The organism is Tepidicella xavieri (genome assembly GCF_004363315.1).
GTDB lineage: Bacteria > Pseudomonadota > Gammaproteobacteria > Burkholderiales > Burkholderiaceae_C > Tepidicella > Tepidicella xavieri.
In genome coordinates, this window is record NZ_SNYL01000001.1 from 104,243 (window position 1) to 130,462 (window position 26,220).

22 protein-coding genes are annotated in these 26,220 nt (G+C 67.6%); 9 read left to right on the forward strand and 13 right to left on the reverse strand.

Annotated elements, in window-relative coordinates; translation table 11 throughout:
- Window positions 1-32 precede the first annotated feature (32 nt).
- The 4 genes from DFR43_RS00480 to hppD form a co-directional block, all read right to left on the reverse strand.
- Window positions 33-1,817: an AMP-binding protein gene (locus DFR43_RS00480; RefSeq protein ID WP_133595403.1), complete on the reverse strand. Its 1,785-nt coding sequence runs from the start codon at window positions 1,815-1,817 to the stop codon at window positions 33-35.
- A gap of 165 nt (window positions 1,818-1,982) precedes the next feature.
- Entirely contained in the window at window positions 1,983-2,864 is an 882-nt protein-coding gene (phhA, locus tag DFR43_RS00485; RefSeq protein ID WP_133595404.1) for a phenylalanine 4-monooxygenase, read from the reverse strand.
- Between the two features lies 1 nt (window position 2,865).
- On the reverse strand, window positions 2,866-3,165 hold the full coding sequence (locus DFR43_RS00490) for a 4a-hydroxytetrahydrobiopterin dehydratase (protein WP_133595405.1): 300 nt from the start codon (window positions 3,163-3,165) through the stop codon (window positions 2,866-2,868).
- A 46-nt stretch (window positions 3,166-3,211) separates the two neighbouring features.
- Window positions 3,212-4,315: a 4-hydroxyphenylpyruvate dioxygenase gene (gene hppD, locus DFR43_RS00495; RefSeq protein ID WP_133595406.1), complete on the reverse strand. Its 1,104-nt coding sequence runs from the start codon at window positions 4,313-4,315 to the stop codon at window positions 3,212-3,214.
- Window positions 4,316-4,450: 135 nt separating this feature from the next.
- Between hppD and DFR43_RS00500 the strand changes: the two genes are divergently transcribed.
- From DFR43_RS00500 to aptA, 3 genes are all read left to right on the forward strand, one after another.
- Window positions 4,451-4,921 (forward strand): Lrp/AsnC family transcriptional regulator, encoded by a 471-nt coding sequence (locus tag DFR43_RS00500; protein ID WP_133595577.1) that lies wholly within the window; start codon window positions 4,451-4,453, stop codon window positions 4,919-4,921.
- 116 nt (window positions 4,922-5,037) lie between these two features.
- Window positions 5,038-6,351, forward strand: a complete 1,314-nt coding sequence (locus DFR43_RS00505) for a TIGR03862 family flavoprotein (protein ID WP_281276348.1) — start codon at window positions 5,038-5,040, stop codon at window positions 6,349-6,351.
- 163 nt (window positions 6,352-6,514) lie between these two features.
- Window positions 6,515-7,912 (forward strand): omega-aminotransferase AptA, encoded by a 1,398-nt coding sequence (gene aptA / locus DFR43_RS00510; RefSeq protein ID WP_133595407.1) that lies wholly within the window; start codon window positions 6,515-6,517, stop codon window positions 7,910-7,912.
- Window positions 7,913-7,924: 12 nt separating this feature from the next.
- Here aptA and DFR43_RS00515 read toward each other — a convergent pair whose 3' ends face one another.
- Window positions 7,925-8,677, reverse strand: a complete 753-nt coding sequence (locus DFR43_RS00515) for an SDR family oxidoreductase (RefSeq protein ID WP_133595408.1) — start codon at window positions 8,675-8,677, stop codon at window positions 7,925-7,927.
- Between the two features lie 73 nt (window positions 8,678-8,750).
- Window positions 8,751-12,278: a trifunctional transcriptional regulator/proline dehydrogenase/L-glutamate gamma-semialdehyde dehydrogenase gene (gene putA, locus DFR43_RS00520; RefSeq protein WP_133595409.1), complete on the reverse strand. Its 3,528-nt coding sequence runs from the start codon at window positions 12,276-12,278 to the stop codon at window positions 8,751-8,753.
- Window positions 12,279-12,380: 102 nt separating this feature from the next.
- Here putA and DFR43_RS00525 point away from each other — a divergent pair, with 102 nt between their 5' ends.
- Entirely contained in the window at window positions 12,381-12,845 is a 465-nt protein-coding gene (locus DFR43_RS00525; RefSeq protein ID WP_133595410.1) for an Lrp/AsnC ligand binding domain-containing protein, read from the forward strand.
- Window positions 12,846-12,870: 25 nt separating this feature from the next.
- Here the strand turns inward: DFR43_RS00525 and DFR43_RS00530 are convergent, their stop codons facing one another.
- Window positions 12,871-13,215: a RidA family protein gene (locus DFR43_RS00530; protein ID WP_133595411.1), complete on the reverse strand. Its 345-nt coding sequence runs from the start codon at window positions 13,213-13,215 to the stop codon at window positions 12,871-12,873.
- A 20-nt stretch (window positions 13,216-13,235) separates the two neighbouring features.
- Complete coding sequence (locus DFR43_RS00535) at window positions 13,236-14,174, reverse strand: delta(1)-pyrroline-2-carboxylate reductase family protein (protein WP_133595412.1); 939 nt, start codon at window positions 14,172-14,174, stop codon at window positions 13,236-13,238.
- Window positions 14,175-14,257: 83 nt separating this feature from the next.
- Between DFR43_RS00535 and DFR43_RS00540 the strand changes: the two genes are divergently transcribed.
- Both DFR43_RS00540 and DFR43_RS00545 read left to right on the forward strand, forming a co-directional pair.
- Window positions 14,258-16,183, forward strand: coding sequence for a GspE/PulE family protein (locus DFR43_RS00540; RefSeq protein ID WP_133595413.1), 1,926 nt, complete (start codon window positions 14,258-14,260; stop codon window positions 16,181-16,183).
- A gap of 19 nt (window positions 16,184-16,202) precedes the next feature.
- On the forward strand, window positions 16,203-16,844 hold the full coding sequence (locus tag DFR43_RS00545) for an MBL fold metallo-hydrolase (RefSeq protein ID WP_133595414.1): 642 nt from the start codon (window positions 16,203-16,205) through the stop codon (window positions 16,842-16,844).
- 26 nt (window positions 16,845-16,870) lie between these two features.
- Here DFR43_RS00545 and DFR43_RS00550 read toward each other — a convergent pair whose 3' ends face one another.
- Window positions 16,871-17,740: a M48 family metallopeptidase gene (locus tag DFR43_RS00550; protein ID WP_133595415.1), complete on the reverse strand. Its 870-nt coding sequence runs from the start codon at window positions 17,738-17,740 to the stop codon at window positions 16,871-16,873.
- Window positions 17,741-17,766: 26 nt separating this feature from the next.
- Here DFR43_RS00550 and DFR43_RS00555 point away from each other — a divergent pair, with 26 nt between their 5' ends.
- The 3 genes from DFR43_RS00555 to DFR43_RS00565 all read left to right on the forward strand — a co-directional run bounded on the left by DFR43_RS00555 (window position 17,767) and on the right by DFR43_RS00565 (window position 21,409).
- Window positions 17,767-19,353, forward strand: coding sequence for an AmpG family muropeptide MFS transporter (locus DFR43_RS00555; RefSeq protein WP_211338569.1), 1,587 nt, complete (start codon window positions 17,767-17,769; stop codon window positions 19,351-19,353).
- 82 nt (window positions 19,354-19,435) lie between these two features.
- Window positions 19,436-20,155 carry a response regulator gene (locus tag DFR43_RS00560; protein WP_133595416.1) on the forward strand — a complete coding sequence of 240 codons (720 nt, stop codon included), beginning with the start codon at window positions 19,436-19,438 and terminating at the stop codon, window positions 20,153-20,155.
- Window positions 20,156-20,167: 12 nt separating this feature from the next.
- On the forward strand, window positions 20,168-21,409 hold the full coding sequence (locus DFR43_RS00565) for a HAMP domain-containing sensor histidine kinase (protein WP_133595580.1): 1,242 nt from the start codon (window positions 20,168-20,170) through the stop codon (window positions 21,407-21,409).
- A 420-nt stretch (window positions 21,410-21,829) separates the two neighbouring features.
- Here the strand turns inward: DFR43_RS00565 and DFR43_RS00570 are convergent, their stop codons facing one another.
- The 4 genes from DFR43_RS00570 to rpoN are packed head-to-tail and all read right to left on the reverse strand — an operon-like array spanning window position 21,830 to window position 26,219.
- Window positions 21,830-22,858, reverse strand: coding sequence for a class I SAM-dependent methyltransferase (locus tag DFR43_RS00570; RefSeq protein WP_133595417.1), 1,029 nt, complete (start codon window positions 22,856-22,858; stop codon window positions 21,830-21,832).
- Window positions 22,859-22,916: 58 nt separating this feature from the next.
- Window positions 22,917-23,330: a PIN domain-containing protein gene (locus tag DFR43_RS00575; protein ID WP_133595418.1), complete on the reverse strand. Its 414-nt coding sequence runs from the start codon at window positions 23,328-23,330 to the stop codon at window positions 22,917-22,919.
- Between the two features lie 14 nt (window positions 23,331-23,344).
- Window positions 23,345-24,649, reverse strand: coding sequence for a THUMP domain-containing class I SAM-dependent RNA methyltransferase (locus DFR43_RS00580; protein WP_133595419.1), 1,305 nt, complete (start codon window positions 24,647-24,649; stop codon window positions 23,345-23,347).
- Between the two features lie 7 nt (window positions 24,650-24,656).
- Window positions 24,657-26,219: an RNA polymerase factor sigma-54 gene (gene rpoN / locus DFR43_RS00585; RefSeq protein WP_133595420.1), complete on the reverse strand. Its 1,563-nt coding sequence runs from the start codon at window positions 26,217-26,219 to the stop codon at window positions 24,657-24,659.
- Window position 26,220 lies beyond the last annotated feature (1 nt).

A 26,220-nucleotide genomic window follows, 5' to 3' on the forward strand; every position in this document is an offset into this window, starting at 1 on the left:
TCGGGGCTCCTTCTGAAGGCTGGGGGGAGGCGTCAACGGCCAGCTGCCTGGCGCAGGGCTTGCCATTCGGCCTTGGCTTCGGCTTTGAGGTTTTTGCGCAGCACTTTGCCAATGGCGCTCTTGGGCAGCTCTTCGCGCACCACCACCGACTTGGGCACCTTGTAAGCCGCCAATGACTGGCGGCAGTGCGCCACCACGGCCTCGGGCTTGAGCGGGCCGCCATGCTCCGGGTTGTGGACCACATAAGCGCGCACCGCTTCGCCGGTTTTGTCATCAGGCACGCCGATGACAGCCACTTCCAGCACCGCATCCATCTGCGCGATCACGTCTTCCACCTCATTGGGGTAGACGTTGAAGCCCGAGACGATGATGAGGTCTTTCTTGCGGTCCACGATTCTCAGGAAGCCGTCGGCGTCCATGACGGCCACGTCGCCGGTGGCCAGCCACCCGTCGTGCAGCACTTCGGCCGTTTCGTCGGGCCGGTTCCAGTAGCCTTGCATCACTTGCGGGCCATGGACCCAAATCTCGCCCGGCTCACCCAATGGCGCGTCGGTGCCGTGATCGGTCACCAGGCGGATGTCGGTGCCCGGCGTGGGGATGCCGATGCTGCCAATGCGCGGCGTGCCCTGCAAGGGGTTGAAGCTCACCACCGGGGAGCTTTCGGTCAGGCCATAGCCTTCGGCGATGGGGGTGCCCGTGACTTCACGCCAGCGCTGCGCCACCACGCTGTGCAGCGCCGTGCCGCCGGCGATGGAGGCCTTCAGGTGCCGCGGGGGGTAGGCCACGAACCATTCTTCGTTGAGCAGGCCGTTGTAGAGGGTGTTGACCCCGGTCATCCAGGTGATGGGGTAGTTTTCCACGGCGCGTTGCAGGTTTTGCACCGGGCGCGGGTTGGGGATGAGGATGTTGTGCGCACCCAATGCCAGAAAACCGAGCAGGTTGGCCGTGAAGGCGAAGATGTGGTAGAGCGGCAGGGCGGTGAGCACGCATTCTTCACCGCCGCGCATGTGGGTGGCGCCCATGGCGAGCATCTGCTGCACGTTGTGGAGCAAATTGCCGTGGCTGAGCATGGCGCCCTTGCTCACGCCGGTGGTGCCACCGGTGTACTGCAGCATGGCCAGGTCGTGGTGCTTCAGGTGGCTCCAGTAGTGGGCGGTGGTGGTGTGGCCCTGTTGCTGCAGAGCGCGGCGGCCCTGGTCGAGAGCGGCCGCCAGCCGCACATGTGGCACGGTGACGGGTGGCAGCACGCGCGACCATACCTTCTGCACGCCGCGGATGATGGCTTTCGGGATGGCCGGAAAGAATTCCGGCACGCCGGCCAGCACCACGTGGCGCACTTGGGTCTGTGCCAGCACCTCGGGCAGCTTGTCGGCGAACATGTCGATGAGCACCAGGGTTTCGACGCCGGCGTCGTTGAACTGGTGGATCATCTCGTGCAGGGTGTACAGCGGATTGGTGTTGACCAGGACGCAGCCCGCTTTGAGCACGCCGAAGGCCACCACCGGGTATGCCAAGCCATTGGGCAGTTGCACAGCCACCCGCGCGCCGGGGGGCAGGCGTAGCGTCTCGCGCAGATAAGCCGCGAAGGCATCGGACAGCGCATCCACCTCGGCAAACCCGAGGCTGCCATTCATCCCATTGGGCACCACGCAGGTGAAGGCGGCTTTGGCGCGGCTTTCGCGGGCCCAGCGCTGGCAGGCATGGTGGACGAAGGCGCCCAAGCTGTCGTGTTGGGGTGGGGTGAGGGTGGGTTCGATGCCGACTTCGGCATACCTCGCCGTCCAAGGGCGGGAGGTGTCTCCTTGAGGACTCTGCATGGTCAGTTTCTTGTCAGGTTGAAGGTGACTGTCGATTGTGCGACATTTGAACCGGGCAGCCAGCCCGCTGGCGGTGAAATCTTGACGCGCGAACGACAAATCCCCCCGGCGTGGCGGGGGGAGGTTTAGAGCGGTCGGGGGCGGGCGCAAGCGCCCAGCGTGGCCTCAGCCGCGGCGCGCGCGGTGGTAGCTGCCATCGCCGCGGTGCAGTACCACGTCGGTGGGCAAGACGTCGCCCGGAACCAGTGTGGGCTGGGCCGCGGTGCGTTCGTACAAGGGGGCAAAGTCGATCTGGCGCAGTTCCAGCAGGTCTTCCAGCGAGCGCAGCACGAAGTAGGTTTCCTGGAAGTCGTCGATGCGGTAGCGGGTGCGCATGACCCGCTCCAGATCGAAGCGGATGCGGTTGGGCGAGGGCGAATCCAGGCAGAACAGGCTTTCGCTGTAGGACGAGGCGATGCCGCCGCCATACAGCCGCAGGCCGCCGTTTTCTTCCACCAGCCCGAATTCGACCGTGTACCAATACACGCGGGCCAACTGCTCCAGATGGCCCAGCCGCTGGGCACGCAGCCCGCCTTCGCCGTAGGCCTGGATGAAGTCGGCCATGACCGGGTGCATGAGCATGGGCACGTGGCCGAACACGTCGTGGAACACGTCGGGCTCTTCCAGGTAGTCCAGCTGGTCGGCGCGGCGGATGAACTGCCCGGCCGGGAAGCGCCGGTTGGCCAGGTGCTCGAAGAACACGTCGTCGGGCACCAGGCCGGGGACGGCCACCACTTGCCAGCCGGTGTGCTTCATGAGCACGTCGCTGAGGCGACGGAAATCCGGGATCTGGTCGTGCGCGATGGGCAGGGCTTTCATGCCAGCCTCGAACGCCTGGCAGACCCGGCCCGGAAGCATGCGCATCTGCCGCTCGTACAGGGTGCGCCAGATGGCGTGTTCTTCGGCGCTGTAGTGTTCCCAGCCCTGGGGGATGGTCCAGTCGGGGCTGTCGGGGCGGCCCGCTTCGCCAGCGGCCAGGCCATGCTTGGTGGGGGCGTCGGCGATCATGTCAGTTCCCGGCTTCACCCGCGATGCCATCGACCCACTGCGCGAAGTCGATGTCGCGCTCGGTCAGGCCGCCGGCGTCGTGGGTGGTGAAGGTGATGTCGACCCGGTTGTAGACGTTGAACCACTCCGGGTGATGGTTGCGCACCTCGGCGGCCATGGCCACGCGGGTCATGAAGGCGAAGGCTTCGTTGAAGTCTTGGAAGACGAAGCGGCGTTCGATGGACAGGGTGTCGGCGTCGAAGTGCCAGCGCGGCACTTTGGCCAGTTGCGCCTTCAGGGCGGGACCTTCGAGTTTGTTCATGGCGTGCAGTAGGCAGCGGGCCGTTGCCGGCCCGTGGAGGGAGGGGTCAGGCGCTGACGGGTTCGACCTTCAGCGCCCCACGGCGGATCTGGTCGCGCTCCAGGCTTTCGAACAGGGCCTTGAAGTTGCCTTCGCCAAAGCCTTCGTCGGCCTTGCGCTGGATGAATTCGAAGAACACCGGGCCCAGCAGCGTTTGGCTGAAGATCTGCAGCAGCAGGCGCTTTTCGCCATTGGCGGTGGAGCCGTCGAGCAGGATGCCGCGGGCCTGCAGTTCCTTGACCGGCTCGCCGTGGCCGGGCAGGCGCTCTTCGAGCATTTCGTAGTAGATGTCGTTGGGGGCAGTCATCAGCGGGATGCCAGCCATTTGTAGGGCGTCCACGCTGGCGATGATGTCGTCCGTCAGCAGGGCGATGTGCTGGATGCCCTCGCCGTTGAACTGCATCAGGAATTCCTCGATCTGGCCGGTGCCGCCTTTGCCGCTTTCTTCGTTGAGCGGGATGCGGATCATGCCGTCGGGGGCCGTCATGGCGCGGCTGGTCAGGCCCGTGTATTCGCCCTTGATGTCGAAGTAGCGGATCTCGCGGAAATTGAACAGCCGCTCATAGAAGCTGCCCCAGTAGGCCATGCGGCCGCGGTAGACGTTGTGCGTGAGGTGGTCGATGACCTTGAAGCCATGGCCCACCGGATGGCGGTTGGCCGGGTCTTCGAATTCGGGCAGGAATTCGAAGTCGATGTCGTAGATGCTCTTGCCGTCTTCGAAGCGGTCGATCAGGTACAGCGGGGCGCCGCCGATGCCTTTGATGGCAGGCAGGCGCAGTTCCATCGGGCCGGTGGCGATCTCGATGGGCTGGGCGCCGAGTTCCAACGCGCGGGCGTAGGCTTTGTGCGAGTCTTTCACCCGGAAGGCCAGGCCGCAAGCGCTCGGTCCGTGTTCCTGCGCGAAGTAGTAAGCCTGGCTGCGCGGTTCGCGGTTCACGATGAAATTGATGCCCCCTTGGCGATAGAGCACCACGTCTTTGGATCGGTGTTTGGCCACCAGGGTGAAGCCCATTTTTTCGAACAGGGGTTCGAGCACGTTGGGGGTGGGGGAGGCGAACTCGACGAATTCGAACCCGCACAAGCCCATGGGATTGTCAAACAGGTCGGCCATGGCGAAAGCTCCTTCAGATCAAATTGAAGCCGAAACTTTATGCCACTGTCAATGCAATGGGTTTGCATAATAGGCCTGGGTTTGCCATCATAGTGGATATCTTGTATCGTTTATTCATGAAATAAGGAGAAAATGTTGCACGAGATCGATTTGGATCAGACAGACCGACGCATCCTGGCGCATTTGCAGGCACATGGCCGGGTGAGCAATCTGGAACTGGCCCAGGCCGTTCACCTGTCGCCCGCGCAATGCAACCGGCGCCATCGACGACTGGAAGAGCGGGGCTACGTGAAGCGCTACGAGGCTCGGCTTGACGCGGTTCGGGTGGGGCTCGGGGTGCTGGCGATCGTGCACGTGACGATGGAGCGCGGCCACATCCGGGAGGTGGTGAAGTTCCGGGACGTGATCAGCAGCCTCGCGCAGGTTCAGGAGTGCTACGCCGTCACCGGCGACTTCGACTACGTGCTCAAGGTGGTGGCGCGGGACCTGAAGGCGTTGTCGGATTTCCTGCTGGGTACTTTGGCGCAGTTGCCGGGCGTCAATGGCGTGCGCTCCAGCGTCTGCCTGGACGAGGTCAAGTGCACCAGCGCTTTGCCGCTGGATTGAAGCGGCTGGCCGCATGTAAACGACGCACGCGGGTGCGCTGCCGCCAGCTGGCCGGTGCTGGCCGGGTACGATGCGCGGCCTGACGAGTGGGTTGAAAAACGATTTGGAGTGTACCTGTGTCTTGTCCAGTGGCGATCGTGGGCGGCGGCCCGGCGGGGCTGATGGCGGCCGAATGCCTGAGCGCCGCCGGTGTGGCTGTGCATCTGTTCGATGCCATGCCCACGGTGGGGCGCAAGTTCCTGCTGGCCGGCATCGGTGGATTGAATCTGACGCACGCCGAGCCGCTGGAGCGGTTCGTGACGCGCTACGGGGACCGTGTGGCGGCTTGCAGCCGTTGGCTGCATGTGCTGTCGCCACAGGGCGTGCGCGCATGGGCGGCGGGTTTGGGGATCGATACCTTTGTGGGCAGTTCGCAGCGCGTTTTTCCGACCGACATGAAGGCCGCGCCGCTGCTGCGTGCCTGGCTGCACCGCTTGCGCCATCCCGCGCAAGGGGTGCCGGTGGTGTTCCACATGCGCCACCGTTGGGACGGCACGTTGGAGCCGCTGGCCACGGACGGCTCGCCGCGCAAGGGCTACCGCTTGCGTTTTGCCACGCCCGCCGGCACACAAGACGTGCACGCCCGCGCGGTGGTGCTGGCGCTCGGGGGTGGCAGCTGGCCGCGTCTGGGCTCCGATGGCGCGTGGATGCCCTGGCTGCAGGCCCACGGGGTGCCGTTGCGCCCGTTGCGGCCGGCCAATTGCGGGTTTGACGTGGCCTTGGGCGCCAGACGCGGCTGGAGCGCCGTGCTGGCCGATCGTTGCGCGGGGCGTCCGCTCAAAGGGGTGGAGTTGTCGTTCACCGATGCGCGGGGCGTGCCGTTTGCCCAGCGGGGGGAGTGCGTGCTGACGGCCACCGGTCTGGAAGGCAGCCTGATCTATGCCGCATCGGCCCGGCTGCGGGATGCCATCGACGCATGGGGCAGCGCGCGCATCCACCTCAACCTCAAGCCCGACTGGACGCGCCAGCGGCTGACCGAGGTGCTGGCGCGGCCCCGCGGCGGCAAGACGCTGACCCAGCTACTCAAAGGGCGCGTCGGTCTGGCCGATGCGTCGGTGGCTTTGGTGCAGGAGGTGGCTCACGCCGATGGGGCGGTGGCCGGTGGCGTCGCAGCGTTGGCCGACCCGGGCCGGCTCGCGGCGCTGGTCCAGGCCTTGCCCCTGGATCTGGCCGCCCCCCGCCCGTTGGCCGAAGCCATCAGCAGCGCCGGCGGGGTGGCGCTGGAGGGGTTGGATGACGACCTCATGCTGCACGCTTTGCCGGGCGTTTTCTGCGCCGGCGAGATGCTGGACTGGGAGGCCCCGACCGGGGGATACCTGCTGACGGCCTGCCTGGCCAGTGGGCGGGTGGCTGGACTGGGGGTGGTTCGTCATCTGGGGCGCAATGATTGAGTGAGCCCCGTGCGCCGGCAAGGGCCGTGCGGCGGGTGTGGCGGGGTCGGTGCCATGGGGTGGAGCCTGCCATCGGGCCGGGATTGGACTTGTGGCCGTGGCGCCTCGTGGCTACCATGAAGCATCTCCCGACCCAAGCGTTCCCCGACCACGCGCCATCGCCATGGACTTGACCGACAGCCAGCACCTTGCCGCCGCATTCCGCACATCCGCCGAGACACCGCCGCACGCCGACGCGGCCTGGCTGGACGCGCACTGGATGTCCTACACCGGCAACCGCCAGTTCAAGGCCGATCCACGCCTGATCACCGCCGCCCGCGGCGCCTACTACACCACCTCAGACGGCCGCCAGGTGTTCGATGGCCTCTCGGGCCTGTGGTGCACGGGGTTGGGGCATTGCCGCGCTGAAATCGCCCAGGCCGTGGCCCGGCAGGTGGCCACGCTGGATTATTCGCCCGCCTTTCAGTTCGGGCACCCGCTGTCGTTCGAGTTGGCCAACCGCATCGTCGAGCGCATGCCCAAGGGCTTGACGCATGTGTTCTTCACGGGATCGGGCTCCGAGTCGGCCGACACGTCGCTGAAGATGGCCCGTGCCTACTGGCGCGCCAAGGGGCAGGCCAGCAAGACGCGCCTCATCGGCCGCGTCAAGGGCTACCATGGCGTGAACTTTGGCGGCATTTCGGTGGGCGGCATCGTGGCCAACCGCAAGCTCTACGGCCAAGGCGTGGAGGCCGATCACCTGCCGCACACCCAGCCGCCGAATGGCTCGTTTTTCCGGGGCATGCCGCCCGCAGAGCCGACCGGTGCCTACCCAGGGGCCGCGCTGGCCGACGAGTTGATCCAGCTCATCAACCTGCACGACGCCTCCAACATCGCGGCGGTGATCGTGGAGCCGTTTTCCGGTTCGGCCGGGGTGGTGATTCCGCCGCAAGGTTATTTGCAGCGCTTGCGCGAGATCTGCACCCAGCACCACATCCTGCTGATTTTTGACGAGGTGATTTCCGGCTTTGGCCGCAGTGGCGCTTGGACTGGGGCCGAAGCCTTCGGCGTGACGCCCGACATCCTCAACTTCGCCAAGCAGGTGACCAACGGCGTGCAGCCGTTGGGTGGCGTGGTGGCCACGCGCGAGATCTACGACACCTTCATGGCCGCGGGCGGGCCGGACTACATGCTGGAGTTCCCGCATGGCTACACCTATTCGGCCCATCCGGTGGCTTGCGCGGCCGGCATCGCCACGCTGGATCTGATGACCCGCGAGCATGCGATCGAGCGGGTGCGCGAGCTGGCCCCCTATTTCGAGCAGGCGGTGCATGGCCTGCGGGGGGCCAAGCATGTGGGCGACATCCGCAACTTCGGCCTGGCGGCGGGGCTGACCATCCTGCCCGCGCCGGGTGAACCGGCCAAACGGCCGTTCGAAATCGCGATGGCGATGTACCGCAAGGGGTTTTACGTCCGCTACGGGGGCGACACCATTCAGCTGGCGCCGCCTTTCATCAGCACCGAGGCCGAGATCGACCGCCTGGTCAGCGCCCTGGGCGACACGTTGCAGGACATCGCCTGACCAGAGGCCGGGTCACCCCCGGCCCACGAAGGGCATTTTCGTGGCCATGACGGTGGCAAACAGCACGTTGGCCGACAACGGCAGGCGGGCCATGGTCATGAAGGTCTGCACCACGGCGTCCATGTCCATGCGGGCCTCGGGGCGCACGCTGCCGTCGGCCTGCAACACGCCCGCGGCCATTTTTTCCGTCATGTCGCTGGCCACGTTGCCGATGTCGATCTGTCCGACCGCGATGTCGAAGGCCCGGCCGTCGAGCGCGGCGGCTTTGGTCAGCCCGGTGATGGCGTGCTTGGTGGCGGTGTAGCCGATGCTGCCTGGTCGTGGCGTATGGGCCGAGATGGACCCATTGTTGATGATGCGGCCGCCCCGGGGCGACTGCTCGCGCATGAGCCTAAAGGCGTGCGACAGGCAGTAAAAGGCGCCGTTGAGGTTCACGTCCACGCTGCGCCGCCAGTCTTCCAGTGGCATCTCGTCGGGGGTTTTGGCGGGTGTGAACACGCCCGCGTTGTTGAACAGCAGATCGAGCCGGCCGCAGCGTTCCCGCACCGTGGCGAACACGCGCGCCACCTCGGCCTCTTGGCTCACGTCTGCCGGCACCACGTGGGCGCGGCCCTTGCCGGCGCCCGGGGCGGCCTGGGCGGTGGCTTGCAGCGCCTCCTGGCGTCGCCCCACCAGAAAGACCTGCCAGCCTTCGGCCAGCAAGGCCAAGGCACAGGCTTTGCCGATGCCGCTGCCGGCACCCGTCACCATCGCGATTGGGCTCATCGTCACTCCTGCGTTGAAATGATGCATCCGTGGCGATTGTGGCCCACGCGCGGCCCGGGTGCCTCGGGCGGCATCAGTTCGCCAGCATCATGAGGCTGGCGTTGCCGCCGGCCGCTGCGGTGTTGGTGCTGACGGACCGTTCGGCCCAGAGGGCTTCGGCCGGCGGCGTGGTGCCCTCCCCGTCGAGCACGTACACATTGACGATGGGCCCAGGGCGCTGCGCCAACTGCGCCAGCAGCGCGCGCAGTGAGTCGGCAGGGCCGGTGAACAGCACGGCGTCCAGCGGCTGGGCCAGTGTGTTGGCATCCAATGGGCCGCTGGCCCGCACGGTGCGGCGCGGCTCCAGCCGGTAGACGTTTTGCTCGCCGGTGGGGCCGGGCAGGGTCACTTCCGTGGGCGGCTGGACGGCGCCTGCGGCACCCACGAAGCGCAGCGCCTGCGCCAGCGCATCGCCCGGGCGCTGGGCCAGCAAGCGGTACAGATACAGCGGCCCACCCGCCTTGGGACCGGTGCCCGACAAGCCTTCGCCGCCAAAAGGCTGCACGCCCACCACCGCGCCGACCATGTTGCGGTTGACGTACTGGTTGCCGGCACGCACGGCATGCAGGATGTGCCCGATGGTTTCGTCGATGCGCGAATGCACGCCCAGCGTGAGGCCGTAGCCGGTGGCGTTGATTTGCTCGATCACCTGGGGCAGGTCGCGCCGGCGGTAGCGCAGCACGTGCAGCACCGGCCCAAACACTTCGCGTTGCAATTCGCCCAGGTGGGGAATCTCGATCAGCGTCGGTGTGACGAAGTGCCCGTGCCGGGTGTCGTCGCCTTCGACCCGAGCGGCCTGGAACACCGCGTGGCCGCGCTGGCGCATGCGCTCGATGTGGGCCTCGATGCCGGCGCGGGCCTCGGCGTCGATCACCGGGCCGATGTCCACGGCCAATCGTGTGGGCGGCCCCAGCCGCTGTTCGGTCATCGCGCCCTTGAGCATGGCGAGCACGCGGTCGTACACGTCGTCTTGCACGCACAGCACGCGCAGGGCGGAACAGCGCTGGCCTGCGCTGTCGAACGCCGAAGCCACCGCGTCCTGCACCACCTGCTCGGGCAGCGCCGAGGCGTCCACGATCATGGCGTTCTGGCCACCGGTCTCGGCAATCAGCGGGATGGGGTGGCCGCGTGGCGACAAGCGCTCGGACAGGGTGCGCTGGATGATTCGGGCGACCTCGGTCGAGCCAGTGAACAGCACCCCCTGCACCCGGGCGTCTGCCACCAGGGTGGCGCCCACGGTTTCACCGGGGCCGGGCAGCAATTGCACGGCCGCCGGCGGAATGCCTGCCTGCCACAGCAGGCGCACCGCCTCGGCGGCGATGAGCGGCGTCTGCTCGGCAGGCTTGGCCAGCACGGTGTTGCCCGCGGCCAGGGCGGCTGCCACCTGGCCGGTGAAGATGGCCAGCGGGAAGTTCCACGGGCTGATGCAAACCACCGGCCCCAGGGGCAGGTGGGTATCGTTGTCGAAATGCTGGCGCACTTGGGCGGCGTAGAAGCGCAGGAAATCGATGGCTTCGCGCACTTCGGCCACCGCGTTGGCGGCGGTTTTTCCGGCTTCGCGCATCAGCAGGCCCAGCAGGCGCGGCAGTTCGGCCTGCATGGCGTCGGCGGCGCGTTCGAGCGCGGCGGCACGGTCCGAAGGCGCGGTGGCGGCCCATGCCGGGGCGAAGGTGCTGGCGGCCTGCAGCGCATGCTCGCAGTGCGCCGGGGTGGCGTCGGCGGCCATGCCCACCTGGTCCCGCGGGTCCGCGGGGTTGAAGCGGGGCTGCGCGGCCCCCGGCTCTGGGCCCCCGGGGGCCAGCATGGGGCCGGCTTGCCAGGCGTGGGCGGCCGGGTCGGTCCAGATGTGCAGCAGCTGGGCCAGGGTGTGCTCGTTGGCCAGGTCGATGCCGGCCGAGTTGCGCCGCTGCGCCCCATAGAGCTGGTGCGGACGCGGAATCGCCGGGTGCGGGCGGCCCAGCTCACCTTCCTGCCGCGCCCATTGCTCCACCCGTTCCACCGGGTCTTGCACCAGCTCGTCGATGGGGATGTGCGGGTCGGCCATCTGGTGCACGAAAGAGGTGTTGGCCCCGTTTTCGAGCAGGCGGCGCACCAGGTAGGCCAACAGGGTGTCGTGGGTGCCGACGGGCGCGTAAATCCGGCACGGGCGGCCCAGCCGGTCCGGGCCGACGACTTGCGCGTACAGCGGCTCGCCCATGCCGTGCAGGCACTGGAACTCGTATTGGCCGCTGTGGTACTGCTGAGGCCCCGCCATCTGCACGATGGCCGCCAGCGTGTGCGCGTTGTGGGTGGCGAACTGGGGGTAGACGGCGTCCGGGGCGGCGAGCAGGCGGCGTGCGCAGGCGAGGTAGGCCACATCGGTATAGGCCTTGCGGGTGTAGACCGGGTAGTCCTCCAACCCGTCGAGCTGGGCGCGCTTGATCTCGCTGTCCCAGTACGCGCCTTTGACCAGCCGCACCATCAGCCGGTGGCCGCTGCGGCGAGCCAGATCGATGAGGTAGTCGATCACGCGCGGGCAGCGCTTCTGGTAAGCCTGCACCACGAAGCCGATGCCGTCGAACCCCGCCAGCTCAGGGGCATGGCACAGGCGCTCCAGCAGATCGAGCGAGAGTTCGAGCCGGTCGGCTTCCTCCGCGTCGATGTTGAGCCCGATCTGGTAGTGCTTGGCCAGTGTCGCCAGCCGCAGCAGCACGGGGTAGAGCTCGTCCATCACGCGCTGGTATTGGGCCCGGCTGTAGCGCGGATGCAGCGCCGAGAGCTTGATGGAGATGCCCGGCCCATCGATGACGCCGCGGCCCTGCGCCGCCCGGCCAATGGCGTGGATGGCGGCCTCGTAGGCTTGGCGGTAGCGTTCGGCGTCTTCGGCGGTGAGGGCGGCTTCGCCCAGCATGTCGTAGGAATAGCGAAAGCCGCGGGCTTCCAACGTCTGGGCGCGTTCGAGGGCCTGCGCGATCGTCTGCCCCATCACGAACTGCTCGCCCATGAGCCGCATGGCCATGTCCACCCCTTTGCGGATGAGCGGCTCCCCGCCCTTGCGCAGCAGGCTGCCCAGGCGGCTTTGCAGGCTTTCCTCGCTGTGGGTGGCCACCAGCTTGCCCGTGAGCAGCAGCCCCCAGGTGGCGGCGTTGACGAACAAGGAGCGGCTGTTGCCCAGGTGCTGGGACCACTGGCCGCGGCCAATCTTGTCGCGGATGAGAGCGTCGCGCGTGGCCGCGTCGGGGATGCGCAGCAGCGCTTCGGCCAGACACATGAGCGCCACCCCCTCCTGGGATGACAGGGCGTACTCCTGCAGCAGGCCTTGGACCAGCCCTTGTCGGCCAGCGGCCGGCGGGTGGTCGCGCAGCGCCTGGGCGAGCTGCCGGGCCAGCACTTGCGTGGCCTGTCGCTCCTCGGGCTTGAGGCGCGCGGCCTCCAGCAGTCCCGGCAACAGCGCCGGCTCGCTCTGGCGCCAGGCGGCGGTGATGGCCTGGCGCAGCGCCGGGCGCTGCAACGGGCCTTGAACGAAGTCGGCCAGCGGGTGGGCAGCAGGCGTCAATGCCTGGGGCGATACGGGAGCGTTCATGGCAGTGTGTGGGCTCGAGAATGAATAATGCGCGTATATTCCTCCGAAAGTCTGCGAATGAATCACCAAAATTTGGCGCCTTAATAGTCAATAATTCAGAATATGGACGACTTGGACCGGATGGATCTGCGCATCCTCGATGTGCTGCAGCGCGACGGGCGTATCAGCAACCTCAAATTGGCCGAAACCGTGGCCTTGTCGCCCACGGCGGTGCTGGCGCGCGTGCAGCGCCTGACGCGCGAAGGCTACATCCTGGGCTACGAGGCACGGCTCAATCCCCGCAAGTTGGGGGCGGGAATGCTGGTGTTCGTCGAGGTGCTGCTGGACCGCACCACCCCCAATGTGTTCGACGAATTCCAGGCGGCGGTGCAAGTGCGCCCGGAAATCCTGGAATGCCACATGGTGGCCGGCGGGTTCGACTACCTGCTCAAGACCCGCATGGCCGATATGAACGCCTTCCGCCGCTTCGCGGGCGATGTGCTGTGGCAATTGCCCGGCGTGCGCGAAACCCGCACCTACGCCGTGATGGAGGAGGTCAAAGACTCCGCCCGGCTGCACCTGCTCTGAGGCCGATCAGATGGGTTGGCGGCGGTCACAGCGCGGCGGTGGCGACGATCTCCACCCGCCAGGCCGGATTCGCCAGCGCGGCCTGCACGGTGGCCCGTGGCGGGGTGTGGCCGGCAGGCACCCAGGCATCCCAGGCGCGGTTCATGCCCTCGAAGTCCGCCATGTCGGCGATGAAAATCTGCACCATCAGCAGCTTCGTCTTGTCGGTGCCGGCGCGCGCCAGCAAGGCATCGATGGCGGCCAACACCTGGCGTGTCTGGCCTTCGATGTCGAGGCTGGCGTCTTCGGGCACCTGGCCCGCCAGGTACACGGTGCCGTTGTGAATGGCCATCTCCGAGAGGCGGGGGCCGACGTCGAAGCGTTGCATCATGGGGTTCCTTTCCAAAGGGTTCAGGGGCAGGGCTTGGCGCCCACCACGCAGCGGGCGGCGGCCAGATCCCAGCCCGCCCAGCCGCAGCTTTTGAAAAACACCGGGCCGCCCCGGCGGGCCTGCGCCCATGCCGGGGTGCCCAGCACCACGTCGGCCAGCGTGGGCAGGGCCGCCACATCGATGCCGGCCTGCAGCAGGTCGCCGGCCTCGTGGTCGGCATCGCGGGTGTCCACCACCAGCGTGCCGCGTTGGGCGAGCCGCTGGCACACGTCGGGTGCCCATTCCACCATCTGCGGGGTGAAGGCGCCGACCGCCGCCACGAAGGCATCGTCGCGCGGCGTGCCGCGCAGTGCCACGGCCTGGGCCGAGGTGCAGCTCACCACCAGCGGGCAATGCGCCAAGGCGGCGTCGGCGTCATCCACCCGGCGGGCATGCAGGCCGCGCGCCCGCGCGTGGGTCACGAGGGCATCGGCGCTGTCGGTGCTGCGCGAGACCACCCACACTTCCCGCAGTCCGAGTCCGTCGGCGAAGGCGTCCAGATGGGCCCGGCCCTGTACCCCCGCGCCCACGATGAGCAGGGGGCCGTCGGTTCGTGGCGCGAGCTTCTGCGCGGCCAGCAAAGACACCGCTGCCGTGCGCCGCGCGGTGACGGTGGGGCCATCGACGATGCAGCGCCGCTGGCCAGTGGCGGTGTCGAACACCACGATGTCGCCCTGGATGGTGGGCAACTGGCGTGCCGCGTTGTCGGCCACGAAGGTGATGAGCTTGGTGATGGTCACCGTGGGGCTGACGGCGGGCATGACGAACAGACTGCCGCCCCCAGGCAAGGGTTGCACCAGCCGCGGCGGCACGGTCACGCCGGGGTCGCGCAGCACGGCTTCGATGGCCTGCGCCAGGGCTGGGTAGGGCAAGGCGCGGGCGGTGTCGGCGGGGCTGAGCAGCAGGGGCGTGTCGGGCATGCAACGGGGCCGGCGCAGGAAAGCCGGCAGACAGGTGAGACAGGGCACAATGGTAATACCCCCGTCGTTGGAGCGCTTGCCGCATGACCGAATCCGTTTTGTCCCGACTGGCCGCCGCGCCCTATCCTCAGCCTCGCACGCCGGATGAACTCTGGGAACTGCTGCAAGACCCGCAATCCCGGGCGCATGGGGCGCGGCACCTGGGGGAGGCCCTGGTCCACAGCGGCGTCATCAGCCCCGAGCAGTTGCGCGATGCCTTGCGGACACAGCTAGAGGAACGCAAGATCGGCATTCACCGGCCACTGGGCCAGCAGATGGTGGACAAGGGGCTGCTGTCAGAGCAGCAGTTGCGCCATGTGATCGCCGGCTGGTTGGGCAACCGGGTCTTGGACCCCCGGCATTTTCATGTCGATCCCGACGCCTTGGCGTTGGTGCCGCAGGCCGTGGCCCAGCGCGAAGCGGTGCTGCCTCTCATGCTGCGGGAAGACCTGCTGGTGGTGCTCATGGCCGATCCGCTGGATCAGCGCCTGCTCGACGAGCTGCGCTTCATGACGCAGCGCCGCATCGTTCCCGTGCTGGCGGCGCCGGGCAGCCTGCCACCGGCCATCGCCCGGGCCTATGAGCGCCCGGCGCCATCGCCTCACCCCCCTGGGCGGCAGGGCCGCAATTCGGCGGCGGCGCGCGATCTGGCGCTCGATCTGCAGACCGCCGCCGACGTGACCCACGAGCCCGAAGCCGACGTGGTCAGCGAATCCGACAACACGCTGGTGCGGCTGATCAACACCCTGATCGAAGAGGCCATTGCCCAGAAAGCCTCCGACATCCACATCGAAACCCAGCCCGCGCCCAAGCCGGTGCGCATCCGTTTCCGGCTCGACGGCGAACTCGTGCGCTATCTGGAGGTGGAGTCGCGCTTTCGCTATGCGCTGGTCGCACGCATCAAGATCATGGCGGGCATGGACATCTCCGAGCACCGCAAGCCGCAGGACGGCAAGATCGACTTCGCCCGCTTCGGCGGCACCAAAACCGAACTGCGCGTGGTGACCGTGCCCACCACCGGGGGGCTGGAAGACGTCGTCCTGCGGTTGCTGGCGGCTTCCAAGCCCATGCCGTTGGATGCCATCGGGCTGAATCCAGGCAACCTGGCCGACTTGCGCCGCATGGCGCTCAAGCCCTACGGCCTCATCCTCGTCTGCGGCCCCACCGGCAGCGGCAAGACCACCACGCTGCACTCCCTCATTGCCGACATCAACACCGAAAGCCGCAAGATCTGGACCGCCGAAGACCCGATCGAAATCACCCAGGACGGCCTGCGCCAGGTGCAGATGAACCCTCGCATCGGCTGGACGTTTGCCGCCGCCATGCGCACCTTTTTGCGCGCCGACCCCGATGTGATCATGATCGGCGAGATGCGCGACGAAGAAACCGCGCGCATCGCCGTGGAGGCCTCCCTCACCGGGCACCTGGTGCTCTCCACCCTGCACACCAACAGCGCCCCCGAAAGCATCACGCGGCTGCTGGAAATCGGCATCGACCCGTTCAACTTCTCCGATTCGCTGCTGGCCATCCTGGCGCAGCGGCTGGTGCGGCGCCTGTGCAAACAGTGCGTGCAGGCACGCCCCGCCACCGAGGAAGAACTGCTGGCTCTGGCCACGCAGTACCTCGATGGCGTGCAGCACCATGACGAACGCGACCTGGCCGCGCAAATCGAGCGCTGGAAGGCGCAGCACGGCGTGGACGACGGGCGCGGTGGCCGTTACCTGAGAACCTTCGCCAAGCAAGGGTGCGACGCTTGTGAGGGCCGGGGCCTCAAAGGCCGGCTGGGCATCTACGAGCTCATGCTCAACAGCGACGAGATTCGCCACCACATCCGCCATCGCGCCCCCGCAGGCGACATCCGTGCCAGCGCCCTGCAGGCCGGCATGAAAACCCTGCGCCAAGACGGCATCGACAAAGTGGTGCAGGGCCTCACCGATCTCAGCGAAGTGGTGGCGGCGACGAACCTGTGAGGTTGCCTACAATCGTCCCATGCTCCGTTACCACACCATCCCCGTCACGCCCTTCCAGCAGAACTGTTCCCTCGTCTGGTGTGACGAGACGATGGAGGCTGCCGTCATTGACCCCGGCGGGGATTTGGACGTGGTGTTGGCCGAGGCGCAGCGGCTGGGGCTCGCGCTGAAGCAAATTTTGCTCACGCATGCGCACATCGACCACGCTGGCGGCACCGCCACCTTGGCCGAGCGGCTGCGATTGCCCATCGTGGGGCCACACCCTGGCGACCGGTTCTGGATCGATGGGCTGCCGCAGCAAAGCGCGATGTTCGGCTTCCCGCCCGCCGGGCCTTTCACGCCCACGCGCTGGCTGGCCGATGGCGATACCGTGCAGGTGGGCCGCAGCACCTTGAACGTACGCCATTGCCCGGGCCATACGCCGGGCCACGTGGTGTTTCATTCGCCCGAGGCCAAGCGGGCCTTCGTGGGCGACGTGCTGTTTGCGGGCAGCATCGGCCGCACCGATTTTCCCCAGGGCAATCACGAGCAGCTCATCGACAGCATCCGCCAGCGCCTGTGGCCGATGGGGGACGACACGGTGTTCATCCCCGGGCACGGTCCGGAAAGCACGTTTGGCCGCGAAAGACGCAGCAACCCCTTTGTGCGCGACGGGGCCTGAGGCAGGGCGTCGCCACCGAGCGGGTCTCAGCGCCCGCGTCGGGCTTGTTCGTACAGCCCCATGACCCGGGGGACGTTGGCCTGCAGCTCACGGATGCGGTTGGGCCCGCTGGGGTGGGTGGAGAGGAAGGCCGGCCCACCGCCGCTGGTCTGCGCCACCATTTTTTCCCACAGTGTCACGCTGGCTTGCGGGTGGTAGGCGCCACGAGCAGCCAATTCCAGTCCCACCAGGTCGGCGTCGGTTTCGTCGTCGCGGCTGTATTTGAGGCTCAGCAGTTGCGTGCCCAGGTTGGCGGCCACGTTGCCCAGGTCGCCCAGGCCGAGCAACTGGGCGCCCAGCGACAGGCCCAGACTCGTGGCCTGCGTCTTGGCCAGCTGGGCGCGGGCGTGCTCGCGCAGCGCGTGCGCCATCTCGTGGCCCATGATCATGGCCACTTCATCGTCGGTGAGTTGCATCCGTTCCAGGATGCCGGTGTAGAACGCGATCTTGCCTCCCGGCATGCAGAACGCATTGATCTGGTCGCTGCCGATCAGGTTGACTTCCCATTGCCAGTCCCGCGCCCGCGGATTCCAGGGCGGCGCGAAAGGGATGAGGTCGCGGGCGATGCGGCGCAGCCGGCGCACCTGGGGATGGTCATCAGGGGCCAGCGCCCGCTGGCGCCGGGCCTGCTCCATCATCTGGCGGTATTGCTGCGCGGCTGCGTTTTCGAGCTGTTGCGCCGGCACGAGGCGGCGCATGCCGGAGGCGCCGCCCACGTCCACCTGGGCCTCGGCCGTGGCCGGCAGCAGGCCCGATGCCGCAGCGGCGCCGCTGGCCAGAAGAAAGCCGCGCCGCGACGACCAGCGGTGCGCGGGCCGATTCTGCAGGGAAGTTTTCGCGTCACAAAGCCAGCACATGCCCGAATCATAGGCAAAATCGTGTCATGCCTGTGTCACCAGCTGTAACCTCGCCCGAGCCCGCCACCGCGGCCCCCCCGCCAGCCAAGACGTGGCGCGACAGCCTGGCCGCGTTGTGGGACTGGCGCGTGCTCAGCATGCTCATGCTGGGGTTCTCGGCGGGGTTGCCCATCCTGCTGATTTTCTCGTCGCTGTCGTTGTGGCTGCTGGAGGCGGGCGTGGAGCGGCGCGCGGTCACGTTTTTCAGCTGGGCCGCGCTGGGGTATTCGTTCAAATTCATCTGGGCGCCCCTGGTGGACCGGCTGCCTTTGCCCGTGTTGACGGCCTGGCTCGGGCGCCGGCGTGCCTACATGCTGTTGGCGCAGATGGGGGTGGCTGGCGCCATCGTCGGCATGGCCATGACCGACCCTGCCGCCGGTGGCCACACCCTGACCTGGATGGCCCTGTTTGCGGTGCTGCTGGGCTTCATGTCTGCCACGCAGGACATCGTCATCGACGCTTACCGCATCGAAATCGCCCGTCCTGAGCAGCAGGGCCTGCTGTCGTCGGCCTACATCGCTGGTTATCGGGTGGGCATGATCGTGGCGGGCGCAGGGGCGTTGTTTCTGGCCGCTTACTGGGGGTCGGCCCGCGGCAGCTACAGCTACGAGGCCTGGCAATGGACTTACCTGGTCATGGCCGCGACGATGGGCGTGGGCATGCTGACCACTCTCCTGACGCCAGAGCCTGCGGTTTCGGCCCGCATGAGCGACTCGGCCCCTTCAGGGCAGCATGCGCGGCTGTTGGCGGTGTTTCTGGCCAGCGTGCTCGCTTTCGTGGGGGTGTTTTACGGCGTGGGGCAGTGGGGCGGTGCGGCCGTGGCCGGACAGGGGCCGCTGCTGAGCCTGCTGTTCGAGGCGGGCCGCATGGCCCTGGGGCTGGGGGCGGCGTTTGGGGTCGGATGGGTGCTGGTGCGCCTCGGCCTGGCCAGCCGCATGCAGGCCCGCATCACCTGGGTGGAGCCGGTGCTGGACTTTTTCCAGCGCTACGGCGCGCGCACCGCCTGGCTGCTGCTGGCGCTGGTGGGGCTGTACCGCATTTCCGACATCGTGCTGGGCGTGATTTCCAACGTGTTCTATCAGGACATGGGCTTCTCCAAGCCCGAGATCGCCTACGCCGTCAAGACCTACGGTGTCATCATCAGCATTGCCGGGGGCTTCCTAGGGGGCATCCTCGCCACCCGCTTTGGCGTCATGCGTTCGCTCATGTGGGGCGCCATGCTGGCCGCGGCCACCAACCTGGCGTTCATCGCCCTGGCCTATGCCGGGCACAACCTCACCCTGTTGTACCTCATCGTGTCGGCCGACAACCTGGCCGCTGGCTTTGCCAGCGCGGCCTTTGTGGCCTTTCTGTCCAGCCTCACGAATGTCTCGTTCACCGCGGTGCAATACGCCATCTTCAGCTCCCTCATGACGCTGTTGCCCAAAACACTCGGGGGCTATTCTGGCGCCATGGTGGACGGCCTGGGGTATCCGGGCTTTTTCCTGTTCACCGCGCTCATCGGCGTGCCGGTGATGGCGCTGGTGTGGCTGGCCGGCCGGCGGCTGGAGATTCGCGAGCCGCCGCGCGACTGAGCCCGCGGTGGGCGCGTCGGCGCTTCACGCAACTTTACACGCCCGACTCCCGCCGGCCACAGGGGCGTGGCAACATCTCGCCATGAGCATGCCGCATCTCTTGATGATCGAAGACGACACCCGCCTGGGCGGGATGGTGGGCGAGTACCTACAGGCCTCGGGCTATGGGTTCGAACAGGCCCCTGAAGGGGCGTTGGGCCTGCGTCGCGTGCAGCAGCGGTTGCCCGATCTGGTGATTCTCGACCTGATGCTGCCCGACATGGATGGGCTGGCGGTGTGCCGCCAGTTGCGCGCGTTGCCCGGGGCCGCCGGCCGGGTGCCCGTCATCATGCTCACGGCCAAGGGCGATCCGATGGACCGCGTCATTGGTCTGGAGATGGGGGCCGACGACTACCTGCCCAAGCCTTTCGAGCCGCGCGAACTGCTGGCGCGCATTCGGGCGGTGCTGCGCCGCCGGGCGGAGCCGGCGCTGGGCCCCGATGCCGACAGCCGCCCTCCGCTGCGTTTCGGTTCGCTGGAGATCGACCGCGATGCCCGCACCGTGACGGTGGCCGGGCGCCCCTGCGAAATGACCTCGCACCAGTTCGATCTGCTGGTCGTGCTGGCCGAGCGGGCCGGCCGGGTGCTCACGCGCGATCAGATCATGGAGGCCGTGCGGGGCCGGGAGTTGGAGGCGTTCGACCGCTCCATCGATGTGCACATGGGGCGCATCCGCCAGGCCATCGAAGCCGATCCCAAGCACCCGCGGCGCATCCTGACCGTGCGTGGCGTGGGCTATGTGTTTGCCAAGCAGCAGGACTGAACCGTGTTTCGCATGCGCCTGCACCAGCACCTGTACCTGCGCATCTGGCTGGCGCTGACGGCGGTCATCCTGCTGATGACCTTGCTGCTGGGGTGGCTGTGGCGCATCCAGTGGGAGCATGAGCGGGCGCAGCGCCCCGGCGGGGTGGTGGTGCTGCGCGATGCCAGCGGCCAGGAAATCGGCCGCGCCGAAGCGCGACGCCAGCGCGTGCCAGGGCAAGGCGTGGAGTTCCAGGTGCCCATGGCCGATGGGCAGATGCTCACCATCCAGTTGCCGCGGCCACACCGTCCGCCCAAGAAGCCCCCGGGCATCGACCCTTATCGCATCATCCAGTCGTTTTGGGGCTTTACCGCCTTGCTGCTGCTCATTGCCGTGGCCGTGGCGCTCGGGGCGTACCCCGTGGTGCGGCGGCTCACGCAACGCCTGGAGGCCTTGCAGCAAGGCGTGGAGCGCTGGGGCACCGGCCAGCTCGATACCCGCCTGCCCGTGCAGGGTCAGGACGAGGTGGCCTTCCTGGCCGAACGCTTCAATGCCGCGGCCGATCGGGTGCAGGCCTTGCTCGCTTCACACAAGGCCCTGCTGGCCAATGCGTCGCATGAGTTGCGCTCGCCGCTGGCCCGCATCCGCATGGGCATGGAACTGCTGCGCAGCGGCGCCTCCGATGCCCAAGCCCGCGAGCGCCAGTTGCAGGCCATGGCGCGAAACATTGCCGAACTGGACGAACTGATCGATGAGATCCTGCTGGCCAGCCGGCTCGACCTGACCGACCCGACCGACCCCGGGGCTTTGGGCACGCCCGAGGACGTGGATGTGGTGGGCTTGGCGGCCGAGGAGTGCGCCCGGGTCGATGCCACGCTGGACGTCGCGGGCGATGCGCCCCAGGCCTTGCTGCGGGGGTATCCGCGCCTGTTGCGGCGCCTCTTGCGCAACCTGCTGGAAAACGCCCGCCGACATGCCGGCCCGCAAGCCACCGAGCCGGTCCGTTGCACGGTTAGCGTCAGGCCGGCGGCGGCAGGCGGCGGGTGGCGTTGGGAGATTACCGTGGCCGATCGCGGCCCGGGCGTGCCCGATGCCTTCAAGGAACGGGTGTTCGAGCCCTTCTTCCGGCTGCCTGGGCAAAGCGAGCGCGAGGGGGGCGTGGGCCTGGGGCTGGCGCTGGTCCGTGCGATTGCACGCCGTCACCGTGGCGACGTCCGTTGTACCGATCGGCCTGGCGGTGGCGCCTGTTTCGTCGTTGAATTGATGTCGGTTTGACACTTGCTCCCCCAAACAGGGGATGTGCAAATCCTTGCTGCGGTTGCACAATATGTGCATCTGCTGTCAGCACATCAAGTCATAACAACCCCTTGAGGGTGTTCAGGGAGTGGCTGGCGCATCACAGAGGAAGCCGGCCACTTACGGAAAAGGTTCCCAACGACGTCCTGATGGACTTCATGCCGCCCCCACGGGGCGGTTTTTTTTGGGCAAAAAAAACCCGGCTCTAAAGGAGCCGGGTTGCAAGCCTTTTTGCTGTCACACACAAAGGCACCCGCTCAGGGAGGAAAAGCGGGGGGCCGTCGCGAAACGGCCCAAGTGAAGTATATGACAAGCACCAGGGGTATGCAAGAAGATGGTCGAAAAAATTTTTATGATAAAAATATGCTGCAGTTATCGAGGTCGATCGGTCGGCCACATTCAGGCGGTCGATCGGTGGGCTGCCGTTGCCTCGTGATAGAGCGCATGGAGGAGTTCAGCGCCCGATCCGTATTGGGCCGATGTGCGCTTTTCCTCTTGCCGTGTGCGCCACTTGTGGAGCGGGCGGCCACTGGCGAGTTGTTGCAGCAGATAGCGGGCCCAGCGCCGCTGCTGCTGGGCCCGCACCAGCGGGTGGCCATGATCGGCAGGGGGCAGCGGCGCGGCGGCCGGGGTGTTGCCGGGCGTGGCGACGATGCTCAGGTTGTCGGCGTCGTCCGGCGAGTGGGCCAGCACGTTCAGGCCGCCGGCTTGCAAGGTCCAACGCAGGCTGGGGCCGGTGAAGTAGAGGGTGTGCGCCCGGAAGAACATGTAATGGGGCGAGCAGGGGCGGGTGGCGTTCGGCACTTCGATGTACAACAGCCCACCGGGCTTGAGGCGGGAGGCCATGCGGCGCAGCGCGTCGAGCGGATCGGTCAGGTGCTCGAACACATGGAACAGGGTGATGAGGTCGAGCGAACCGGCGGGGATGGCGTCGAGTTGGGACTGCAGGGTGCCATGGCTCACCGCCAGACCCAGGACGCCGTTGGCATAGCTGGCGTAGCCTTGGTGGGGCTCCACGCCGCGGGCGTCAAAGCCGAGCGAGCGCATCAAGGCCACGAACTCGCCGCTGCTGGCGCCGATGTCCAGGGTGGTGCGCGTGGCGGCTTGGGATGTCCAGTCCTGCACAGGGCTGTGCGCCCGCAGCCATTGCCATCGGTTCAAGGCGTTGCGGCCGGCGCGCAGCACGTGTCGCAAGGCAGGTTGTTCGGCGCCTTTGTAGGCTTGCCGGTAGCGGGTGGCGTACCAGGCGGCGAGTGCCTGCTCGGTGGGCAAGGGGTCGATCCGGCCCAGGCCGCAGCCTTCGCATGACACGGTGAGCAAGGGCTCTCCGGTTTTGCCGTCGCGCGTGGCAACGATCCGCGCAGCGCGGCTGTGGCAGCAGGGGCAGGGTGTTTGCGCCTGCCAGGGAGCGCCTGTGGAAATAGCCATGATGGGTCAGAAAATAAGCACAACATCATATCTTTTCCAAAGGCCAATGACCCTGTTGTCAGATGGGTGGTGCCTGGGCATGGACCGCCACGCCGAGCCGCTGCAGCGGCGCGCGCAAGGCCAGCACGGCGCGGTCTTTGCTCAGCAGCACGGCGCGGTGGGCCACGGCCAAATCGATGAAGCCCTGGTCGTCAGGGTCTTGGCAGCGCAGGCCGCACCCGGGGGCGGCGGCCACGCGCCGGTGGTGGCGGTCGAAGGCGGCCAGCGCATGGGCAGGCGAGCCGCCATGGTGGCGTTGCCAGCGTTGCACGGCGGGGTAGGTGAGCACCCGCTCGAATTCGGCCCGCATGGCCTCTGTGGCCACCCATTGGGCCTGCCGGCTTTCCAGGACGTGGCGCAAGGGACGGGCTTGCGGATCGTCGAACACCCAGAGGTCGAGCAGCCAGTTGGTGTCGATCACGAAAACGCGCATGGCGGCCGGGGCGTTCAGGGGTTCAGGCTGGGCGGTGTGGACGGGCTTTTGGCCGGCAGGTGGCCGGCGATCAGGTCGAAGCGGAACAGGCGGCACTCGATGGGGCCGTTCCACAGCGGAACCCGGCGCGCGGCTTTGAGGCGCATCTTGCCGGGCAGTTGCATGTCGGGGGTCAGCAGCCAGGCGGTCCAGCCGCTGTAGTGCTTTTTCCAGTGGCTGGCGAGCTGGTCGAAAAAGGCGCTGTTCTCGCTGCCGTCGGCATGGCGGGCGGCTTGCCGGCCGCCGGCGGGCGCGGCCACACCCGAGGCATGGCGCTGGCGCGCGGACTGCCCCGCCACGCCCGCGGCGGCGATGCGCTCGCCATAGGGCGGATTGAGCAGCAGCACCCCGGGGCGCGGACTGGGTGGCATGCGCTGCAAGGCGTCTCCGCCGCGGAATTCGATGGCGTGGGCCACGCCGGCGCGCTCGGCATTGCGGCGCGCGAAATCGACCATGCGAAACGCCACGTCGCTGCCAAACACGAAGGGTTGGCCGGCCGGCCACGGGCGTTGCGCCTGCACCGCCTGCTCGCGCAAGGCTTGCCAGACGTGGGCCTGGTACGGCAGCAGTTGTTCGAAAGCGAAGCGGCGCTGCAGGCCGGGCGCGATGTTCAGCGCGATTTGGGCGGCTTCGATGGGGATGGTGCCGCTGCCACAGCACGGGTCGTACAGGGGAACCGGTTGGCCGTCGTCTGCCCAGCCGCGCCAGCCTGTGGCGGCGATCATGGCGGCGGCCAGGGTTTCTTTCAGGGGGGCGTCGCCCTTGTCCTCGCGCCAGCCCCGCTTGAACAGGGGCTCGCCCGAGGTGTCGATGTACAGGTGCGCGGTGTCGTTGGTCAGGTGGACGAAGAGCCGGACATCGGGGCGCGCGGTGTCCACGCTGGGGCGCTCCCCCCGGCGCTCGCGCAGGCGGTCGCACACGGCGTCCTTGACGCGCAGCGCCGCGAAGTTGAGGCTTTTCAGCGGACTGTGCTGGGCTGTGATCTCGACCTTGATGGTCTGCCGCGGCGTGAACCAGATTTCCCAGGCGATGCCGTGCGCGGCGCGGTAGATGTCGTGCTCGTCGCGGTAGGGCTGGCGGGCCAGGCGCACCAGTACCCGCTGCGCCAGGCGGCTGTGCAGGTTCAGCGCCAGCGCGTCGCGCCAGCCGGCCTCCAGCGCCACGCCCCCGCGTGAGGTCTGCATGGCGGGTTGGGGCACCCCGGTGATGCGTTCGATTTCCTGGGCCAGATAGGTTTCGACCCCTGCGGCGCAGGGCAGGAACAAGGTGAGGGGGGACATGGTGTGTTCAGAGCGCTTTGCGCAGATGGGCGGGGGCGATTTTCAGCGCCTCGCGGTATTTGGCCACGGTGCGGCGGGCGCACTCGATGCCTTGTTCCTTCAGGAGGTCGGAGAGCTGGTTGTCGCTCAGGGGTTTTTTCGGGTCCTCGCTGGCCACGAGCTGTTTGATGAGGGCACGCACCGCGGTGCTGGAGGCGTTGCCGCCGGTTTCGGTGCCTAGGGCGGAGCCGAAGAAGTATTTGAGTTCGTAAGTGCCAAAAGGGGTGGCCATGTATTTGGCCGTGGTCACGCGGCTGATGGTGGATTCGTGCAGGCCCAACTCGTCGGCGATTTCGCGCAACACCAGCGGGCGCATGGCCAGCTCGCCGTGCAGGAAGAAGCTGCGCTGCCGCTCGACGATGGCGCTGGCCACGCGCAGGATGGTGTCGAAGCGTTGCTGGATGTTTTTGATGAACCAGCGGGCTTCCTGCAAGCGCTGCTGCAGGCCGGCGCCCGTCTCGCCCCGGCTGCCGCGCAGCGCGTTGGCATAGACGTCCTGCACCCGCAGCCGCGGCATCACCTCGGGGTTGAGCTGGACTTTGAACCCACGCCCTTGCGGCGTGACGATCACGTCCGGAATCACGGTCTGGCGCGCCACGTCGGCAAAGCGGCGTCCGGGCTTGGGTTCGAGCCGGGCGATCAAGGCCAGGGCCTGTCGCACGGTGTCTTCGGGGCATTGGCAGAGCTGGGCCAGGCGTCGCGTGTCGCGGCGGGCCAGCAGTTCCAGCGGCTGCTGGCACATGGCCAGCGCCGCCTGGGCCACCGGGCTGTTGCGCAGCTCCATGATTTGCAGCCGCAGGCATTCGGCCAGATCGCGGGCGCCCACCCCGGCGGGCTCCATGTGCTGCAGCCAGTGCAGGGCGGTGCGCAGCGTTTGCAACCAGTGCGCTTCGCGCTCGGCCTGTTCGGCGGCGTCGAGCGACAGGGCGCGGGCGTGCATTTCCTGCGTCAGCAGGGCGCGGGCCAGTGCCTCCAGCGGCTCGGCCAGGTAGCCGTCCTCGTTGAGGGATTCGATGAGGAAGTACAGGGCGCAGCGTTCGTCGTCGTTGAGGCGCAGCGCCAGGGCTTGTTCGTGCAAATGGGCTTGCAGGGTTTGGTGCTCGCTGGCCAGATCGGCGGCGGTGAGGGTGTCATCGTCGTCGCGGCTGCCATGGCGGGCAGGGGCATCGCCGCCCCACTCGCTGTCGTCCGGCCGCAGATCCACGCAGCCGTCGCCTTCCCAGCTCGACTCCAGCGGGATGGCGTCTTCGGCCGGGTCAAAGCCGGGATCGGTCTCGCTGGCTGGCCCGTCGGCCTCGGACCATTCCACCATCCGGTCGCCCAGGCTCACCGGGGCGTCGCTGTGTTCCAGGCCGAAGGCTTCGCGCTCGGCCTCGTCGCTGGCGCGCTCGAGAAACGGGTTGTCGTCGAGCATCTGCTCGACTTCCTGTGCCATCTCCAGCGTGCTGAGCTGCAACAGCCGGATCGACTGCTGCAACTGGGGCGTCAGCGCCAGATGCTGGGAGACGCGCAGCGACAGCCCTTGCTTCATG

Coding starts and splice junctions, on each gene's coding strand:
- DFR43_RS00560 (WP_133595416.1), top strand. CDS start 19,436: ATGAGCATGCCGCATCTCTTGATGATCGAAGACGACACCCGCCTGGGC.
- aptA (WP_133595407.1), top strand. CDS start 6,515: ATGGACTTGACCGACAGCCAGCACCTTGCCGCCGCATTCCGCACATCC.
- DFR43_RS00575 (WP_133595418.1), bottom strand. CDS start 23,330: ATGCGCGTTTTCGTGATCGACACCAACTGGCTGCTCGACCTCTGGGTG.
- putA (WP_133595409.1), bottom strand. CDS start 12,278: ATGAACGCTCCCGTATCGCCCCAGGCATTGACGCCTGCTGCCCACCCG.
- DFR43_RS00525 (WP_133595410.1), top strand. CDS start 12,381: ATGGACGACTTGGACCGGATGGATCTGCGCATCCTCGATGTGCTGCAG.
- DFR43_RS00535 (WP_133595412.1), bottom strand. CDS start 14,174: ATGCCCGACACGCCCCTGCTGCTCAGCCCCGCCGACACCGCCCGCGCC.
- hppD (WP_133595406.1), bottom strand. CDS start 4,315: ATGGCCGACCTGTTTGACAATCCCATGGGCTTGTGCGGGTTCGAATTC.
- DFR43_RS00565 (WP_133595580.1), top strand. CDS start 20,168: ATGCGCCTGCACCAGCACCTGTACCTGCGCATCTGGCTGGCGCTGACG.
- DFR43_RS00545 (WP_133595414.1), top strand. CDS start 16,203: ATGCTCCGTTACCACACCATCCCCGTCACGCCCTTCCAGCAGAACTGT.
- DFR43_RS00550 (WP_133595415.1), bottom strand. CDS start 17,740: ATGTGCTGGCTTTGTGACGCGAAAACTTCCCTGCAGAATCGGCCCGCG.
- DFR43_RS00490 (WP_133595405.1), bottom strand. CDS start 3,165: ATGAACAAACTCGAAGGTCCCGCCCTGAAGGCGCAACTGGCCAAAGTG.
- DFR43_RS00515 (WP_133595408.1), bottom strand. CDS start 8,677: ATGAGCCCAATCGCGATGGTGACGGGTGCCGGCAGCGGCATCGGCAAA.
- phhA (WP_133595404.1), bottom strand. CDS start 2,864: ATGATCGCCGACGCCCCCACCAAGCATGGCCTGGCCGCTGGCGAAGCG.
- DFR43_RS00530 (WP_133595411.1), bottom strand. CDS start 13,215: ATGATGCAACGCTTCGACGTCGGCCCCCGCCTCTCGGAGATGGCCATT.
- rpoN (WP_133595420.1), bottom strand. CDS start 26,219: ATGAAGCAAGGGCTGTCGCTGCGCGTCTCCCAGCATCTGGCGCTGACG.
- DFR43_RS00540 (WP_133595413.1), top strand. CDS start 14,258: ATGACCGAATCCGTTTTGTCCCGACTGGCCGCCGCGCCCTATCCTCAG.
- DFR43_RS00480 (WP_133595403.1), bottom strand. CDS start 1,817: ATGCAGAGTCCTCAAGGAGACACCTCCCGCCCTTGGACGGCGAGGTAT.
- DFR43_RS00580 (WP_133595419.1), bottom strand. CDS start 24,649: ATGTCCCCCCTCACCTTGTTCCTGCCCTGCGCCGCAGGGGTCGAAACC.
- DFR43_RS00555 (WP_211338569.1), top strand. CDS start 17,767: ATGCCTGTGTCACCAGCTGTAACCTCGCCCGAGCCCGCCACCGCGGCC.
- DFR43_RS00570 (WP_133595417.1), bottom strand. CDS start 22,858: ATGGCTATTTCCACAGGCGCTCCCTGGCAGGCGCAAACACCCTGCCCC.